The 16,598-nt window shown below is 69.4% G+C and carries 15 protein-coding genes; 12 read left to right on the top strand and 3 right to left on the bottom strand.

All coding sequences use genetic code 11. The features are described 5' to 3' along the window. Positions 1 to 17: 17 nt before the first annotated feature. Positions 18 to 1,181, top strand: coding sequence for a Fic family protein (locus tag AB0L53_RS00315; RefSeq protein WP_363988186.1), 1,164 nt, complete (start codon positions 18 to 20; stop codon positions 1,179 to 1,181). 158 nt (positions 1,182 to 1,339) lie between these two features. Here the strand turns inward: AB0L53_RS00315 and AB0L53_RS00310 are convergent, their stop codons facing one another. Next, a complete protein-coding gene (locus tag AB0L53_RS00310; protein ID WP_363988184.1) occupies positions 1,340 to 1,882 on the bottom strand; it encodes a TIGR03086 family metal-binding protein in 543 nt (180 codons plus the stop codon). Between AB0L53_RS00310 and AB0L53_RS00305 the strand changes: the two genes are divergently transcribed. Beyond that, complete coding sequence (locus AB0L53_RS00305) at positions 1,881 to 2,753, top strand: helix-turn-helix domain-containing protein (protein WP_363988181.1); 873 nt, start codon at positions 1,881 to 1,883, stop codon at positions 2,751 to 2,753. The genes AB0L53_RS00310 and AB0L53_RS00305 overlap by 2 nt on opposite strands. Positions 2,754 to 2,832: 79 nt before the next feature. Here the strand turns inward: AB0L53_RS00305 and AB0L53_RS00300 are convergent, their stop codons facing one another. Beyond that, positions 2,833 to 3,300, bottom strand: a complete 468-nt coding sequence (locus tag AB0L53_RS00300) for a MarR family transcriptional regulator (RefSeq protein ID WP_363988178.1) — start codon at positions 3,298 to 3,300, stop codon at positions 2,833 to 2,835. 110 nt (positions 3,301 to 3,410) lie between these two features. On the opposite strand from AB0L53_RS00300, the gene AB0L53_RS00295 reads away from it, so the two are divergent. The 8 genes from AB0L53_RS00295 (at position 3,411) to AB0L53_RS00260 (ending at position 12,659) form a co-directional block, all read left to right on the top strand. Next, positions 3,411 to 4,511, top strand: coding sequence for an FUSC family protein (locus AB0L53_RS00295; protein WP_363988176.1), 1,101 nt, complete (start codon positions 3,411 to 3,413; stop codon positions 4,509 to 4,511). Continuing rightward, positions 4,495 to 5,790: an alpha-amylase family glycosyl hydrolase gene (locus tag AB0L53_RS00290; RefSeq protein WP_363988173.1), complete on the top strand. Its 1,296-nt coding sequence runs from the start codon at positions 4,495 to 4,497 to the stop codon at positions 5,788 to 5,790. The genes AB0L53_RS00295 and AB0L53_RS00290 overlap by 17 nt, the downstream gene beginning before the upstream one ends. Before the next feature lie 279 nt (positions 5,791 to 6,069). Continuing rightward, entirely contained in the window at positions 6,070 to 7,014 is a 945-nt protein-coding gene (locus AB0L53_RS00285) for an ATP-binding cassette domain-containing protein (RefSeq protein WP_363988170.1), read from the top strand. Positions 7,015 to 7,051: 37 nt separating this feature from the next. Beyond that, the gene (locus AB0L53_RS00280; protein WP_363988168.1) at positions 7,052 to 7,708 is read left to right on the top strand and encodes a methionine ABC transporter permease; all 657 of its coding nucleotides are present in this window, start codon (positions 7,052 to 7,054) and stop codon (positions 7,706 to 7,708) included. A gap of 9 nt (positions 7,709 to 7,717) precedes the next feature. Next, positions 7,718 to 8,542: a MetQ/NlpA family ABC transporter substrate-binding protein gene (locus tag AB0L53_RS00275; protein WP_357946281.1), complete on the top strand. Its 825-nt coding sequence runs from the start codon at positions 7,718 to 7,720 to the stop codon at positions 8,540 to 8,542. Between the two features lie 133 nt (positions 8,543 to 8,675). Then, complete coding sequence (locus tag AB0L53_RS00270) at positions 8,676 to 9,272, top strand: hypothetical protein (RefSeq protein ID WP_363988165.1); 597 nt, start codon at positions 8,676 to 8,678, stop codon at positions 9,270 to 9,272. A 108-nt stretch (positions 9,273 to 9,380) separates the two neighbouring features. Beyond that, positions 9,381 to 10,916, top strand: coding sequence for an AMP-binding protein (locus tag AB0L53_RS00265; RefSeq protein ID WP_363988162.1), 1,536 nt, complete (start codon positions 9,381 to 9,383; stop codon positions 10,914 to 10,916). Between the two features lie 393 nt (positions 10,917 to 11,309). After that, complete coding sequence (locus tag AB0L53_RS00260) at positions 11,310 to 12,659, top strand: MFS transporter (RefSeq protein WP_363988159.1); 1,350 nt, start codon at positions 11,310 to 11,312, stop codon at positions 12,657 to 12,659. 70 nt (positions 12,660 to 12,729) lie between these two features. Here AB0L53_RS00260 and AB0L53_RS00255 read toward each other — a convergent pair whose 3' ends face one another. Next, entirely contained in the window at positions 12,730 to 14,574 is a 1,845-nt protein-coding gene (locus AB0L53_RS00255) for a serine hydrolase domain-containing protein (RefSeq protein WP_363988157.1), read from the bottom strand. Between the two features lie 167 nt (positions 14,575 to 14,741). Between AB0L53_RS00255 and AB0L53_RS00250 the strand changes: the two genes are divergently transcribed. After that, positions 14,742 to 15,893, top strand: a complete 1,152-nt coding sequence (locus AB0L53_RS00250; protein WP_363988154.1) for a histidine kinase — start codon at positions 14,742 to 14,744, stop codon at positions 15,891 to 15,893. Beyond that, positions 15,871 to 16,524 carry a response regulator transcription factor gene (locus AB0L53_RS00245; RefSeq protein WP_363988152.1) on the top strand — a complete coding sequence of 218 codons (654 nt, stop codon included), beginning with the start codon at positions 15,871 to 15,873 and terminating at the stop codon, positions 16,522 to 16,524. Before AB0L53_RS00250 ends, AB0L53_RS00245 begins: the two co-directional genes overlap by 23 nt. Positions 16,525 to 16,598 lie beyond the last annotated feature (74 nt).

Here is a 16,598-nt window from a genome sequence, read left to right as displayed (position 1 = left end):
GACTGAATGATTCGCTCATGCTTTTCTGGCCCATGCTGTACGGCACGCCCGCGCTGGAAGCCGCCGACAAGGCCGCGCTCGCGGAGATCGAGGACATGCGGCGCGAGCTGAAATATCGCCTGGCCGAGACGCATCGCTGGGACGGGCAGCTGCGCAGGCAGTTGCGGGCGCGGGCGATCCAGGGGTCCAACTCGATCGAGGGCTACCGGGCCAGCGTCGAGGACATCGAGTCGATCATGGCGGGGGAGGAGCCGCTGGAGACGTCGGCCTCGGTGACGCTAGAGATCGCGGGTTACCAGCAGGCGCTGACCTACATCCAGGCGTTGTCGCGGGCGCAGGTCTTCCGATTCGACGTGGGCGTGCTCAACGCGCTCAACTTCATGATGATCGGCCACCACCGCAACAAGACGCCAGGCGTGATACGGCCGGGCGGGATCTACATCCGGGATTCCGACTCGGGCGAGGTGGTCTACGAGGGCCCCGACGCCGACCTCGTCCCGGGGGCGATGGACGAGTTGGTCGCGTGGCTCAATGACGGTGACCAGGATTGCCCCAGCTATGTCCGGGCGGCCATGGCCCACTTCAACCTGGTGAAGATCTACCCCTGGCGTGACGGCAACGGCCGGATGTCCCGCGCGCTGCAGACGCTCGTCCTGGGCCGGGACCAGATCACGCTGCCGGAGTTCTCCTCCATCGAGGAATGGCTCGGCCAGCAGCGCACCACCATCGACTACTACGACGTGCTCGGCCAGGTCGGCGGGCGGCGATGGAGCCCTCATGGGGGCACGTTGCCGTGGGTGCGCTTCTGCCTGAAGGCGCATCACATGCAGGCCCAGCGGGTCCTCCAGCGTCTCGGCGAGGCCGGGGAGATCTGGATGCTGCTGGAGGAGCAGGTCGACGCCGACGGTCTCAACAGCCGGAGCGTCTCCGCCCTCTACGAGGTGTTCGTCAACAGGCGCCTGCGCAGGAGCCGCTACCAGGCCGACGAAGGGCTCAGTCAGGGCCAGGCCGCCCGCGACCTGCGCGACCTCGCCGCCAAGGGCTGGCTCCAGCCGTACGGCGAGACCAAGGGCCGCTTCTACGCCCCTGGTCCGCGCATGGCCAGGATCAAGGCCGACTTCGCCGAACGCGTGACCCCGCTGCGCGACCCCTACCGCCGGATGACTGACGCGAACGCGTAGCGTGGCCGACCCACCGACCGCCGACCAATCGCGGGCCGCCGACCAATCGGGGGCCCCGACCAGCCGCGGGCCCCCGACCGACCGCAGACCGCCGACCAGCCGAAGCCTCCGACTGACCGTAGACCTCGACCGACCGCAGGCCCCCGGTTAACCGAAGATCACGGTGTCCAGGCCGGATCCCGGCCGATGAGGCCCAGCAGGCGGTCGAACGCCGGGGCGTCGTCCGGCACCGCCACCGGCGGCCCGAAGACGCCGCGCTGCCTGCCCATCTCCACCATTCGGTCGGTGAAGTCCAGCGCCCGCGAGACGGCCTCGGGCTCCGGCTCGTACTGCTGACCGGTGGCCCTGGCCAGGTCCCAGCCATGCACGATCAGGTCAATGAGGTACATGTGGGCCAGCGCGGTCATCGGCATACCCATGTCGGGGCTGGTCCCCTCCCATGCCTCGCGCCGCGACCAGGCGGCGAGCGTGCGCTCCGCTCGCTCGGGGAAGTCGCCCGCGTAGGGCCCCTGCTCCAGGCGCGGCCCCTTGCGCGCCAGTGACTCGAACATCTCCGCCACCCACTCCAGGTGGTTGATCAACTCTTTGACGTCGAACTTCGCGCATGGCGTCGGCGACCCGAACTGTTCCTCTCGCACCGCGGCCACCAATCCCGAGGTGCGTTCGGTGGCACGCGTCATCAGCGGCATCATGTCGTCCATGGCAGCCATGGTGCCCCGCCCACCGCAGGCGCGGCTTGTAGAAACGCGACAGCGCGGCTGGGTCGACCCGTACGCGGGACTTAACGCCTTCGATTTCGCCCGCCAGGCGCCATCATCCGAAATTTCGGCTTACGTGGAGCACTTCTGGGTCGTCACCTGGACCGACCTCCCTGAGCCGTACGAACAGCGCATCGTCTCCCACCCCACCGTGAACATGACCATCACCCAGGACTTCCACCGGATCGCGGGAGTGATCAGGGGCGGGTTCTCGTACACGATGCGGGGCAGCGGCCGGGTGCTCGGCACGCGCTTCCGTCCCGGCGGCTTCCGGCCGTTCCTCGACGGCCCGGTTTCCGAGCTGACCGGCCGCTTCGTGGAGATCGGCGAGATGTACGGCGCGGCGGGCGCGACCTTGGTCGAGCGGGTCCTGGCAGAGCCTGACTCCCGGGCCGCCATGGCGCTCATCGAGACGTTCCTGCTGAGCGTGGATCCGGAGCCGGATCCGCTGGCCGAGGAGGTCGCGGCGCTGGTGGCGATGGTGGAGGACGACGTGTCCATGACCAGAGTCGATGAGCTGGCCGCCAACTCGGGGCGGTCGGTGCGCTCGCTGCAGCGGTTGTTCCGGGACTATGTCGGTATCGGCCCCAAGTGGGTGATCCGCCGTTTCCGGCTGCACGAGGCCGCGGAACGCGTCTACCAGGGCCTCGATCTCGCCACGCTGGCCACCGAACTCGGCTACACCGACCAGGCGCACCTGACCCGCGACTTCACCGCCGCGGTCGGCATGCCACCCGCGGCCTACGCCCGACTCAGAAGCCAGACCCCCGATCCTCACGTCAGCCAAGAGTCCTCTCCTTTGACCGGGCGGTAGAGGAGGGTGGTTGGTCTGATCGGGAAGTAGAGGGGTGCGGTTGGCCTGATCGGGAGGTGGAGGCGGGCGGTTGGCCTGATCAGGAGGTAGAGGGGTGCGGCTGGTCTGATCGGCCCGTGGAAGCGTGCAGCTGGTCGAGCAGGTCGGCGGCGACGGCCAGGATGCGGCACTCCGCCGGGGTGAGCCGCTGTGCCATCGTCTGGGCCAGCCACACGTCCGTGTTGCCGGCCTGCTCAGTGAGCATCGCGGTGCCGCGTTCGGTGAGGACGATGTGGTGCCGGCGGCGGTCGTCCTCGTCGCGGGAGCGGCAGATCAGGCCCTGTTCGTCCAGCGCGGCGAGGACGCGGGTGACGGACTGCGGTTGCAGGTGTTCGGCCGATGCCAGCTCTCCGGCGGTCATGGCGCCGCGCCGGTGCAGGTGGCCCAGCAGAGAGAGGGCCAGGGCGCCGAGGCCGTGTGCGGGGCGCTCCTCGCGCAGGCGCCGCGCCAGGCCGACGGCTGCGCGGCGGAGTGACACGGCCGCGGCTCGTAGTTCCTCGTCGTCCATGATTATTACGGTAGCACTTACTAAATGTCCGTCTGCACTTGATGTTCGCCTGTTATTTACTACGCAATGCGTATAGATGGTGCTAGGCTCCCGCGTCGGGAGGTGTCGACGTGGGGATCGAGACGCGACGTATGATCGCCGCCGCGCTGGGGCTCGGCGGCCCGGTCGCGTGGGGCGTCGCCGTCGGACATCCCGCCCTCGGCGCGCTGGCCGCCATCGGCGCCCTCGCCGTGAGCGGGGTTTCCCTGAGCGGAGGCCGGGCGGTGGTGAGCGGAGGTTACGCACTGGTGGCCACGACCGGGGCGGGGCTCATCGGTGTCGTCGCCGGTGGGCACGGCTGGATCACGGCGGTGACCGTCGTGCTCGTCGCTGCCGTGGTGGCGGTGGTGGGCGGGATGAGCCGCCCCATGGCCGAGCACACCACGCGCTTCATCGTCTTCATGGTCATTACGACCGGCCTGGGCGCACAGGGCGCCGCTCCCGTCGCCGCCGCCGTACTGCTCGCCGAAGGGGCGATCTGGGGCCTACTTGTCACGGCGCTCGTCACGGCACTCCCCACCGCACCGCCCACGGCGCTGGTCACAGAACTGCCCACCGCACTGCCCACGGCGCAGGTCGCAGCGCTGCCCACTACGCTGGGCGCCCGGACGCGACGACCACCCCAGGAGGAGCGGACGGGCCCCGCGCCCACGAGCAGAGCGCTTCTGAAGCGCTGGTGGCGGACGCTCTGGACCGTGCGCGGCTGGCAGTACCCCATCCGCCTGACCACCTGCCTGGCCGCGGCCGAGGTCATCGGCCTGGTGTGGCCGCAGCCGAACGCCTCCTGGATCGCCGTCACCGTCGTGATCGTGGTCAGGCGACAGCTGGACGGCGCGCTGCGGCGCGCGATCGAGCGGGCCGCGGGCACCGCCGCCGGAGTGCTGGCCGGGTCCGCCGTGCTGCTGTGGGTGCCGCCGTCGTGGCTGTTCGTGCTGCTCGTCTCGGGGCTGGCCGCGGTCCGCCCGGTGCTCAAGGATCGCCAGTACACCTTGTACGCGACCGTCATGACGCCGCTCGTCCTGCTGCTCATGGAGGGCGGCGGAAGAGTGGCCCCCGCCACGATCGGGTATCGGCTGGCGGACACGGCCATAGGCTGCGTGCTGGCCCTGGGGATCGGCTGTCTACCCTGGACAGTACGCCGGGAGAGGAGCGTACGTGCCATCGTGGACTGACCATGCGATCTGGTGGCAGGTCTACCCGCTCGGCTTCACCGGAGCCCCGGCCACCGCCCAGGCGGGTGTGCGGCACCGGCTGCGCCACCTGGAGGCGTGGCTGGACTATGTTGTGGAGCTCGGCTGCTCGGGGCTGCAGCTCGGGCCGATCTTCGCCGCCGAGACCCACGGCTACGACACCGTCGATCACTTCAGGATCGACCCGCGCCTCGGTGACGACGCCGACTTCGACTCCCTCGTCGCCGAGGCGCGGCGGCGCGGGCTCCGGATCATCCTCGACGGCGTGTTCAACCACGTCGGCCGGTCGTTCCAGGCGGACGAGCGATGGTTCAGGAGGGGGCCCGACGGCTATGAGGTGTTCGAAGGGCATCCGGGGCTTATCGCGCTCGACCACACCGAACCGGCCGTGCGGGACCACGTCGCCGCCGTACTGAACCACTGGCTCGACCGCGGCGCGGCGGGCTGGCGGCTTGACGCGGCCTATGCCGTCCCGGCGTCGTTCTGGCGGGAGGTGCTGCCCGGGGTGCGGGCGCGGCACCCGGAGGCGTGGTTCGGCGGTGAGGTGATCCACGGCGACTATGCCGGATATGTCGCCGAGTCGGGGCTCGACTCCGTCACTCAGTACGAGCTGTGGAAGGCCATCTGGAGCTCCCTGAACGACCGGAACCTCTTCGAGCTGGCCTGGGCCCTCGCCCGCCACGACGGGTTGCTGGACACCTTCGTCCCCCTCACCTTCGTCGGGAACCACGACGTCACCAGGCTCGCCACCCGGCTTGAGAACCCCCTCCACCTCGGCCACGCCCTGGCCGTGCTCTTCACCGTCGGCGGCCTGCCGAGCGTCTATTACGGTGACGAGCAGGCGTTCCAGGGGCTGAAGGAGGAGCGGGCAGGTGGTGACGACGCGATCAGGCCGGAGTTCCCGGCGGAGCCCGGCGGCCTCGCCCCGGACGGGATCGAGGTCTACCGGCTGCACCAGCGGCTCATCGGCCTGCGCAGGCGCCACCCGTGGCTGGTCAGAGCCCGCACCACCGCCGAGCACCTGACCAACACGGCCGTAGCCCTCCGCTCCCGCCCGCGCGACGGCGGCGGCGACGGGACGGAGATCGTCACGCTGCTGAACCTCGGCGACCAGCCGCACCGCTTCCCGATCGGCCGGGCCGATCCGGCCGAGCCCCGGCACGGCGTGACTGATCCGGCCGTCGTCCCGGCGCACAGCTGGAGCGTCGTGACGCAGGTCACCGAGGAAGTAGGGAATAGCGGGAAGTCGTCAGGCCGTTAACAATGGCGTGAACGAGGCATACGTGACAGACCAGAGCGCCCGCAGCGGCGCCGGATGTTGCTGTATGGGGCGAATGTCCGCAATGGGCTGCAAGGTCCGCTAACCAGCCGTCCCTCCTCGAAGGTCACCCATGCTGCTTACTCCCAGTTTCGTGCTGCGCAGGTTGAGCCACCTGCCCTTCCACCCCGGCACCCGTTAGACCGCCCGCCCGCGGGCCCTCCAACGATGTTGATGTCGATTCCAGCGGCGTGCTGCCGCTCTTAGTGGTGGGGATTTTTCGTGATTCAGGCGTCCGGCCTGCGCAAGGTGTATGGGAACACCGTCGCTCTCGACGGCGTCGACATACGCGTACGCGAAGGCGAGATCTACGGCGTGCTCGGTCAGAGCGGCGCGGGCAAGAGCACCCTCCTGCGCTGCGTCAACCTGCTCGAACGTCCCACCGCAGGCACCGTCACCGTCGCCGGACAGGACCTGACCGCGCTGCGCAGCGGCGAGCTCAACCGCGCCAGGCAGCGCATCGGCATGATCCACCAGCACTTCGCGCTGCTCTCCTCGCGCACGGTCGCCGGGAACGTCGCCTTCCCGCTGGAGGTCATGGGCGTGCCCAGGGCCGAGCGCGAGCGCCGCGTCGCCGAGCTCCTCGACCTGGTCGGCCTCGGCGGCCGGGGTGGCGACCGCCCGAACCAGCTGTCGGGCGGGCAGAAGCAGCGCGTCGGCATCGCCAGAGCGCTCGCGGGCAACCCGTCGGTCCTGTTGTCGGACGAGGCCACCTCGGCGCTCGACCCGGCCACCACGCAGTCGATCCTGGCCCTGCTCAAGCGGCTCAACACCGAGCTCGGCCTGACGATCCTGCTGATCACCCACGAGATGAACGTCGTCAAGAGCGTCTGCGACTCGGTCGCCATCATGTCGGACGGCCGCGTCGAGGAGTCGGGCACGATCGCCGACCTGATCAGGACGCCAGGATCGCGACTGACGCGCGAGATCTTCCCGCTGCCCGAACCGGCGCCCGCGGGCTCGGTCACGCTCACCTTCACTGGCGACCCGCGGCAGGCGGTCGTGTCGGAGGTGGTGCGCAAGTTCGACGTTGACGTGAACATCCTGGGCGGCTCGATCGAGGACCTCGCGGGTGGCGCCGTCGGGCGCCTGCGGGTGTCCTTCTCGGGGGGCGAGGAGGCCGGCGCGCTGGACTTCCTGCGCGCGCGGGGGGTGCTGGTGTCGTGACGAAGCTTCTTGTACGGCATAGCACGGGGGAGTCGGCATGACCTGGGATGAGATGGCGCCGTTGCTCTGGGAGGCGGCCGGGCAGACCGCGCAGATGGTCGGCTGGTCGACCCTCTTCACGGTGCTGTTCGGGCTGCCGCTTGGCGTGGCGCTCGTGGTGTTCGATCGAGGGGGGCTGCGGCCGGTGCCGGCGTTGAAGTCGGTGCTGGGTGTCGTGGTGAACGTGGGGCGGTCGCTGCCGTTCATCGTGCTGATGATCGCCATCATCCCCTTCACCCGGCTCGTCGTGGGCACCACCATCGGCACCGCGGCCGTGGTCGTGCCGCTCACCGTGGGGGCGGTGCCGTTCTTCGCCAGGTTGGTGGAGACGGCGCTGCGCGAGGTGGGCGCCGACGTGGTGCAGGCGGCCCAGGCCATGGGCGCCGGTCGTATGACGATCGTGCGCAAGGTGCTGCTGCCCGAGGCGCTGCCCGGCCTCGTCGCCGCGGTGACCGTCACCGTCGTAGCGCTCATCGGCTACTCGGCCATGGCCGGGACCATCGGCGGGGGCGGGCTGGGGGACCTCGCCGTCAGGTACGGGTACCAGCGGTTCGAGACCCTGCTCATGATCGTCACTGTCGTGCTGCTCGTCGTGCTGGTGCAGCTGATCCAGAGCCTGGGCGACCTGGTCGCCCGTCGGCTATCGCATAAGTAAGGAAAAATAATGAAATTTCGGACCATTGTGGGCGCTATTGCCCTTGCCCTGTTGCTCGCCGCATGCGGAACGTCGCAGGGAGCGACCAGCAAGACCGCCGAGTCGGCCGACACCGTGCTGAAGGTGGGCGCCAGCCCGGTCCCGCACGCCGAGATCCTGAACTTCGTCAAGCAGAACCTGGCCCCCGCGGCCGGGCTGAAGCTGGACATCGTGGAGTTCACGGACTACGTGCAGCCGAACGTACAGCTCAGTGAGGGCCAGCTGGACGCGAACTTCTTCCAGCACAAGCCCTACCTGGACGACTTCAATGCCTCCAAGGGCACCAAGCTGAGCTTTGTGGCGCCGGTGCACCTGGAGCCGCTGGGGCTGTACTCCAAGAAGGTGACCGCCTTGGCCGCCCTGCCGCAGGGCGCCACCGTGGCCGTGCCCAACGACGCCACGAACCTGGGCCGCGCGCTCAAGCTGCTCGCCGACAACGGCGTGGTCAAGCTCAAGGACGGCGCCGGCACCGCGGCGACCGAGCGTGACGTGACCGACAACCCGAAGAAGCTGGTGTTCAAGCCGCTGGAAGCCGCGCAGCTGCCCCGCTCGCTCGACGACGTCGACGCCGCGGTCATCAACGGCAACTACGCCATCGAGGCCGGCCTCAAGCCCGCTTCGCAAGCCCTGGTGCTGGAGAAGGCCGAGGGGAACCCGTACGTCAATGGGCTGGTTGTGGCCGCTGGGCATGAAAAGGACGCGAATATCGTGACCTTGGGCAAGCTCCTTCAGGACCCGAAGGTCAAGGAATTCATCAAGCAGAAGTACGCCGGTTCCGTGATCGCTGCCGGATAATAACCGATAAATCCGGAAGATCGGGAAAATCCTCTTATCCCGCGACCTGTGGTGTTAAGTCGGTTGAAAGGGCATGGCAATCGGTGAGACGTACGAAGGCTGGGTCAGCAATACCTCTCCCGAGGAGGCCCTCGTGCGATTCGTTTCGCGAATCCTGATCGGCGTCGCAGCCACCACCGTGGTGGCTGTCGGCGCACCGGCAGCGGCCACTGCCACCACCGTCACCACCGCCACTCCGGCCACGACCTCGTCGAGCTTCTACGACGCGAGCTGGGGACCCTACTTCTCCAGCGATCACAAGGCCAAGGCAGAAGGCCACGTGAGCGTGGACAAGAAGCGGTTCAAGTTCTGGCACTGGAAGACGTTCTTCGTCAAGACGAAGGTGTGCACCTTCGACAAGAAGACGCACAAGAAGCACTGCGAGTTCGTCGTCAAGAAGATCAAGAAGCGCGTGTGGGAGTGGCGGTTCAGCTACTTCTTCACCGTCGACAGCACTCTCACCAACTACAAGTGGTGGGGCCACAACAAGTGCGCGTGGGAGACCTTCAAGGTCGTCGGCAGCGACGGTCACGCGTCGTTCAAGTCCTTCTCCACGTGCGGCAGGCACCCCGAGGAGTTCTCCTTCTCGGGTAAGGACGCGGCCCACATCTTTGTGGACGTGAGCAGGGGCAACCGGCACGGACCGACAGGGTTCCACTCCGGGTGGCAGGACGTGTATCACGCCGCCTGAGCAGAACGCGGAGCCGCGATCTCGACGCTGAGATCGCGGCTTCGCCGTATTCACCGGGCCTTCCGGGATCGCTGGCATTGCGCGCACGTTCCCGAATAGTGTTCGGTCATGTACCCGGGAGTCATCGCAGCCGTCACCCCCGACAAGCCCGCTGTGATCATGGCCGGCTCCGGCCAGGTGGTCACCTACCGGCAGCTGGACGAGGAGTCGAACCGGCTGGCCCACCTGTTCCGCGCCGCCGGGCTGCGGCCGGGTGACCACGTCGCCTTCATGCTCCCCAACCATCCGCTCTTCCTGGCCATCGCGTGGGCGGCGCAGCGGTCGGGCCTGTACTACACGGCGATCAGCTCCCGGCTGGGCACCGACGAGCTCGCGTACATCGTGAACAACTGCGGCGCCCGGGTGTTCATCTCGGACGCGAGCCTGGCGGAGGTCGCCACCTCGATCACCGCCGTGACGCCCGGCGTCGAGCTGCGCCTCATGCTGGACGGCGCCGCCGAGGGCTACGACTCCTACGAGGAGGCGGTAGCGGGTCAGCCGGTCACGCCGATCGCCGACGAGTGCCAGGGCTCCGACATGCTCTACTCCTCCGGCACCACCGGCAGGCCCAAGGGCGTCAAGCCCCCTCTGCCGCGTACGCCGCTGACGGAGCCGAACATGCTGCTCCAGCTCATCCAGGGCCTGTTCGCGCCGACGGCCGACAGCGTCTATCTGTCGCCCGCGCCGCTCTACCACGCCGCGCCGCTGCGCTATTGCCTGAGCTTCCAGCGGCTCGGCGCGACGATCGTGGTGATGGAGCGCTTCGATCCCGAACGCTATCTGGAACTGGTCGAGAAGTACGGGGTGACGCATTCGCAGCTCGTCCCGACCATGTTCATCAAGATGCTCAAACTGCCCGTCGAGATCCGGAAAAAGTACGATCTGTCGTCCCTGCAGTGCGCCATCCATGCCGCCGCCCCCTGTCCCATCCCCGTCAAGGAGCAGATGATCGCCTGGTGGGGCCCGATCATCCACGAGTACTACGCGGGCACCGAGGGCAACGGCTTCCTCTACGCCAGCTCGCAGGACTGGCTGAAACACCGGGGCACCGTCGGCCGCTCGCTGCTCGGCACCGTGCGCGTCTGCGACGAGGACGGCGACGAACTCCCGGCCGGCGAACACGGCACGATCTACTTCGACAGCTCCACCCGCTTCGAATACCACGGCGACCCCGACAAGACCCGCTCTGTCCAGGACCCGCGGGGGAGGGGCTGGACCACGCTCGGCGACATCGGCTACCTGGACGCCGACGGCTTCCTCTACCTCACGGACCGCCGCTCGTACATGATCATCTCGGGCGGCGTGAACATCTACCCGCAGGAGGCGGAGAACATCCTGTGCCTGCACCCGAAGGTCGCCGACGTGGCCGTCTTCGGCGTGCCGGACGAGGAGATGGGCGAGCAGGTCAAGGCCGTGGTGCAGCCGGCGTCGATGGCCGAGGCGGGACCGGAGCTGGAGACGGAGCTGATCGAGTATTGCCGGGCGCGACTGGCCCACTACAAGTGTCCCAAGTCGGTGGACTTCCGCGTGGAGCTCCCGCGCCACCCCACGGGCAAGCTCTACAAGCGGTTGCTGAAGGACGAGTACTGGCCCACCGGCGCGTAGGCCGCCGTCACCCGGCCGTAGGGGCAGGGCCCTCGCCCGCGCTCGTACTTGACCTCTGACCGGCCACTTTCCGTCAAGATCCGGCTAAAGATCGACCGCGCGCCCGCCGCCGAACGGGCGCTGCCGCCGCCATTGACACCGCTGGTGAGACGACCTAGCTTGCTTATTGCAGACGTGTTTCGTCTAAATTAACCGCGGCTCCACCTATCTCTCCCCACGCCGCTTCCCAGAGCAGCTCCATCGTGGAGCTCCCCGAAGCCGCAGCTCGGCTGCCGAAGCAGCCCGATCCCCCTCTCACGTACCAAGTCGCCACATCGGACCTCCGCATTCTCGAGAGCGGATGGCCCGGTTCACTTCCCCCATTTCTCCTTCGGCCCCCGGAAGGAACCCATCATGGTGAGCGAGAGCGTCCCCTTGCAGCCCGAACCGATCGCCGCACCGGCCACGGCGGGCAAAACTCGTCCAGTCGTGGCCTGGGGCATGACGGTGATGCTGGTCGGCGTCATGCTGATCGCGTACCTCGACAAGGCGATCCTCGGGCTCGTCGCCCAGCCGGCCATGGCCGACCTGGGGCTCACGGCGGCCGAGTTCGGGGCCATCAGCAGTGCCGCGGGCCTGCTCGGCCCGCTCTCGGTGTTCCTGTACGCGCTGGTGGCCGACAGGCTGCCCGTCAAGACGACCCTCTTCACCGTCGTCCTCATCTGGTGCCTGCTCCAGCTGCCCGTCTTCTTCGCCGCGTCAGGAGGACTGCTCCTGGCGACGCGGTTCCTGCTGGGTCTGGCCGAGGGGCCCGCGACGCCGACAGCATACGCGACCGCGTACAGCTGGTGGCCCAACGAACGGCGTGGCCTGCCCACGGCGCTGCTGACGACCGGGGCCTCGTTCGGCAAGCTGCTCTTCGCCCCGCCGCTGGCGCTCATCATCGCCGCCTTCAGCTGGGAGGCGGGGTTCCTCGCCGTCGCGATCCTCGGCCTGGCCTGGGCCGTGGGCTGGCTGTTCGTCGGGCGCGAGGGGCCCTACAGCCAGGCGGTCACCACCAAGGCGGCCGCGCAGCCGGAGGCCCCGGCGGCGCCCGGACCCCGTGCGCCCGTCCGCGCCATCCTGCTGACCGGCACCTTCGCCGGGTTCGTGATCGCCAACAGCGCCGCGGCGATGATCGCGATCGTGGTCCTCACCTGGCTGCCGTCCTACTTCCAGGTCGGGCTGGGGTTCTCCGCGGTGACGGCGGGCTCGCTGTTCGGCGTGCCGAGCATCGCCGCCATGGTGTTCCTGTACGGGTGCGGCGCCTGGAGCGACCGGCTGCTCAAGCGAGGGACGACGGCCCGGCGCGCCCGAGGGCTGATGGGCGGCGCGGTGCTGGGGCTGGGCGGGGTCTTCCTCGCCGCCCTGCCCCTCGCCTCCGGAGTGGCGTTCCCGATGGGCCTGCTGATGCTGGGCTACGGGCTGGCCATGACCGTCAACGCCATGACCAACCCGGCTCTCGTGCAGATAGCGCCGGTGGGCCAGCAAAGAAGCGTCCTGTCGATCGGACTGGCCGTGACCGGCATCGTGGCGGCCGGCGGGCCGTTGCTCACGGGCCGCGTGCTCGACAGCGCGCGGGCGGCGGGTGCGCTCGCGGAGGGCTACACCACGATCTTCGCGCTGATGGGCGGCATCGCCATCGTGGGCGGGCTGCTGTTCGCCCTGGTGGTGAACCCTGAGCGCGACGCGGCCAAGGTGGAGGCGGCCCGGCTCGCGCGCTAGTGGCCGGTCTGACGGCGTACGGGCTCGCTCGCCGGCGCCCGATGGCGCCGGCGGCCAGGCGGTCGAATGATCACAGGTGCCAGCCGAGCAGGTTCCAGTGCTGGCAGAACCAGAGGAGGGCGAGCAGTCCCGCCAGCACGACAACCTGGTGGCCGCGGGCCAGGACGCCCGCGTGCCGCCAGCTCCTCACGGTGGTGGCGACCCCGGCGACGGTGAGCGCGAGGACCAGCAGCGGCAGCACCAGGAGGACCTGGACGTTGGCCGGCACGCCGTACAGGATGCTCGTGTCGCCGGTCAGGACCAGCGTGAACAGCACCACGAACACCAGCCCGACCGCGGCGGCGAGCCCGGCCAGGACACGCCCGGTGCGCCAGACACGCGGAACGGGACGCTTCTTGACCAGGCGGACCACGGCGGCCACCGGCAGGCCGAGCACGGCGGTCAGGGCGGTGACGGCGAACAGCAGGACGATGACGACGTTGACCGGCGGGGTGTCCCACCAGGGGACGCGTTGGTAGGCGGGGCCGTCCGTGGCCACGTACGCGACACCGCTTCCGCCGGTCACCAGCGCCAGCCGCCGCGTACCGCCGTCCTGCTGATAAAGCCCGGGCCCCAGCGGGCTCCACGTCGAGCCCCCGAAGACGAGCTTGCCGCCCGCCGCCCGCAGCCGGGTGGAGCTGGTCAGGGCGACCACCTTCTCGATGCTGGACTCGGCGGACCGGGTGAGCTTGTAGAAGCCTTCAACAGGCATGATGGGAGCACCGCCGTCGGGCACGGCGCGCTTTCCGGGCAGGAAGCGGTCGAAGAAGGCAGGAATGATCTTGGTGGCGGCGTCGGTCCCGCCCGGACTGTTGGTGGAGATGAACAGGCCGAGGTCGGCGTCGGGCACCAGCAGCAACGCGCTCTCGAAGCGCTCCCAGCCGCCGTCGTGCATGATCACGCGATGCCCGTTGAGCGTCTGCTCCTTGAACCCGTGGGCGTACCCGTCGATGCGCGGATCGGCCGCGAACGTCCGCCGGTGCATGAGCCGGCCCGTGGGCTCGTCGAGGATGCTCTGGTCGCCGAAGCGTCCGTCCCGCAGGTGGGCGATCATGAAGTGGGCCATGTCGTTCGCGGTGGCGCTGATCGACCCGTCGGGGGCGAGGTTGTCGAAGACGAACGGCTTGCGCCGGTACGCCCCGCCCTCGTAGTCGTAGCTGCGCGCCAGATCCGCGGCCAAGGGGGCGGGGACGGGCTCGGCGGCCGTGCTGTGCCGCATCGCGAGCGGGTCGAGGATGTGGTCGCGTATGTACTCGTCGTACGGCTGCCCGCTCACCCGCGAGACGATGTATCCGGCCAGCGCCGCCCCATAGTTCGAGTACGCCGACACCTCGCCGGGCGGGCGCACCCGCGCGGGCATGTTGTCGGCGAGATAGTCCGCCAAGGGTGGCACGTCGTCCTTGCTCCGCGCCCCCACGCCGATCGCGCGGTCCTCGAATCCGGCCGTGTGGTCCATCAGGTCCTGCAGCGTGATCGGCCGGGGGTAGGTCGCGGGGATCCGGAACGCGGTGAGGTAGCGGTTCACGTCCGCCTTCAGGGCCAGCTTGCCCCGCTGGACCTGCTGCATCACCGCGGTCCAGGTGAACAGCTTGGTGATCGAGGCGATCCGGACCATTGAGGTGCCGGGGTCGAAGGGCTTGCGGTTCTCGACGTCGGCCAGTCCGTACCCCTTGCTGAAGAGGATCTTCCCGCCCCTCACCACCGAGACGACCGCGCCCGGCACGTGGTTGGCCGCCAGCCCGTCCGCCATCGCGGCGTCGAAGAAGTCTGCCAGAGCACGTTCGTCCGGAATATCGGTAGCTGCCGCGGCGGGACGCGGCGCGAGGATCGTCAGCGCCGCGCACACCGCGACGAGCATCGAACGGAAGACATACACGGGACGACTCCTAACCCTGTCGAGGCCATCCACGGTGCGGCCGGCGAGGGGGCGGCCGCATCGCCATCGCGGCCATAGCCGTCTCCGACGAAAGTCGGAGACGGCCCGGCGTCCGGCACCGACGCCGGTATGAGGTGGCGCGCCGCCGCCCTGGCTACGCTGGACCGATGCTGTTGTACCGCGCGGCGCGGCGGCGGTCGGCCGCGCTCGGGCCACACGCGATCAGCGCGGCCTCCGCGGCGCTCTGCCTGTTCCTCACCGTCCTGGCGGTCAAGACGCCGTGGGCGCCGCTGCCGCGACCGGTCATCGCCGCCGCCGGGCTGGCAGGCACGGGTGCGGTGTGGTTCCGGGGCCGGTGGCCGGTCGCGGTGGCCGTCGTCGGGGCGGGCGCGTACGTGCTGTCGGGCAACCCGGGGCCGCTGCTGATCAGCCTGTTCTCCGGCGCGGGCACGCGTTTCCTGGCGCTGGCGGTGATCGGCATGGCGGGGTTCCTGGCCCAGCAATGGGTGGACGGCGGCCGGTTGGGCACGGACGCGCTGATCTCGGCGGTGACCGCCACCGGGGTCACGCTGGCGGCAGGGGCGTACGCCGCCACGCGCCGCGAGCTGACCCGATCGCTGCGCGAGCGCGCCGAACGCGCCGAGACCGAGCAGCGGCTGCGCAACGAGCAGGCGAGGACCGCCGAGCGCGGCCGGATCGCCCGGGAGATGCACGACGTGCTCGCGCACAAGGTCACGCTCATCTCGCTGCACGCCGGCGGCCTGGAGGTGAACGCGAGCGCCGGGCCGGAGCGCGTCGAGCGGGAGGCGGCGCTGATCAGGGTCAGCGCGCAGGAAGCGCTCGAAGAGCTGCGCAAGATCCTCGGCGTGCTGCGCGCCGGGCTCGACGATGACGACGACGGCTTCCCCGACCTGCGGCGGCTGGTGGACTCCTGGGTATCGGTCGGCGGAACCGTCACCCTGCACGGCGATATCGGCACGTGGCCGCCGGAGACGGCCAGGGCCGCCCATCGCCTCGTCCAGGAGGGCCTGACCAACGCGCACAAGCACGCCCACGGGGCCCCGGTCACGGTCACGGCGACCGGGAGCAGGGAAGACGGCGTCACGATCGCAGTCGCCAACGGACGATCGCGCCGGCCCAGTCTGGAGACCGGCGCCGGGGTCGGTCTGGTGGGCCTGGCGGAGCGTTTCCGGCTGATCGGCGGAAGGGTGCGCGGCGGGCCCGACGATGCGGGAGGCTGGCGTCTTGAGGGCCGGCTGCCGTGGCACGCCGCGGACGCATCGCCGAGGGAATCACATGATCAGGACGCTGCTGGTTGACGACGAGTCGCTGATCCGCGCGGGGCTGCGGTTCATCATCGAGTCCGCACCCGACGTGCAGATCGTGGGCGAGGCCGAGGACGGCAACCAGGCCGTCGAGGCGGTCCGCCGCCTCGGGCCCGACGTCGTCCTGATGGACATCAGGATGCCCCGGTACGACGGCCTGGCCGCCACCGGGGCCATCCGCCGGCTCGACCGGGCACCCGCGGTGATCATCCTGACCACGTTCGACAGTGACGAGCACGTCTTCACCGCCCTGGAGGCCGGGGCCTGCGGTTTCCTGCTCAAGGACACCTCGCCGCACGACCTGATCCGGGCGATCCGCCTCGCGCACGGCGGCGACTCGATGCTGTCCCCGCGGGTCACCCGGCGGCTGATCCACCGGCTCACCACTGACCAGCCCATTCGGCGCCGCCGTGACGCGCTCGCCCGGCTGGAGGCCCTGACCGCCCGCGAGCGCGAGGTGCTCACCGAGGTCGGGTTCGGCCGCTCCAACACCGAGATCGCGGCCCGCCTGAACATGAGCGAGGCCACGGTCAAGAGCCACATCTCCCATCTGTTCGACAAGCTCGCCGTCACGAACCGCGTACAGGTGGCCATCGCCGCCTACCGCGCCGGCCTGGTCGACTGACTCAGCTCAGCCCCGTCCCCGAATAAAGATCTGGAACATCTTTACAGACGGCTTTCGTCTATATACATTTCGGG

The sequence above is a fragment of the Nonomuraea sp. NPDC052129 genome (assembly GCF_040680095.1).
In the GTDB taxonomy this organism is placed as follows: Bacteria; Actinomycetota; Actinomycetes; order Streptosporangiales; family Streptosporangiaceae; genus Nonomuraea.
This window is presented reverse-complemented; position numbering and strand designations above follow the sequence as displayed.

Bases quoted from the DNA above. Each gene is read 5' to 3' on its own strand.
- AB0L53_RS00315 (WP_363988186.1), top strand. From the start codon at position 18: ATGCTTTTCTGGCCCATGCTGTACGGCACGCCCGCGCTGGAAGCCGCC.
- AB0L53_RS00260 (WP_363988159.1), top strand. From the start codon at position 11,310: ATGGTGAGCGAGAGCGTCCCCTTGCAGCCCGAACCGATCGCCGCACCG.
- AB0L53_RS00265 (WP_363988162.1), top strand. From the start codon at position 9,381: ATGTACCCGGGAGTCATCGCAGCCGTCACCCCCGACAAGCCCGCTGTG.
- AB0L53_RS00310 (WP_363988184.1), bottom strand. From the start codon at position 1,882: ATGGACGACATGATGCCGCTGATGACGCGTGCCACCGAACGCACCTCG.
- AB0L53_RS00250 (WP_363988154.1), top strand. From the start codon at position 14,742: ATGCTGTTGTACCGCGCGGCGCGGCGGCGGTCGGCCGCGCTCGGGCCA.
- AB0L53_RS00305 (WP_363988181.1), top strand. From the start codon at position 1,881: ATGGCAGCCATGGTGCCCCGCCCACCGCAGGCGCGGCTTGTAGAAACG.
- AB0L53_RS00280 (WP_363988168.1), top strand. From the start codon at position 7,052: ATGACCTGGGATGAGATGGCGCCGTTGCTCTGGGAGGCGGCCGGGCAG.
- AB0L53_RS00275 (WP_357946281.1), top strand. From the start codon at position 7,718: ATGAAATTTCGGACCATTGTGGGCGCTATTGCCCTTGCCCTGTTGCTC.
- AB0L53_RS00245 (WP_363988152.1), top strand. From the start codon at position 15,871: ATGATCAGGACGCTGCTGGTTGACGACGAGTCGCTGATCCGCGCGGGG.
- AB0L53_RS00300 (WP_363988178.1), bottom strand. From the start codon at position 3,300: ATGGACGACGAGGAACTACGAGCCGCGGCCGTGTCACTCCGCCGCGCA.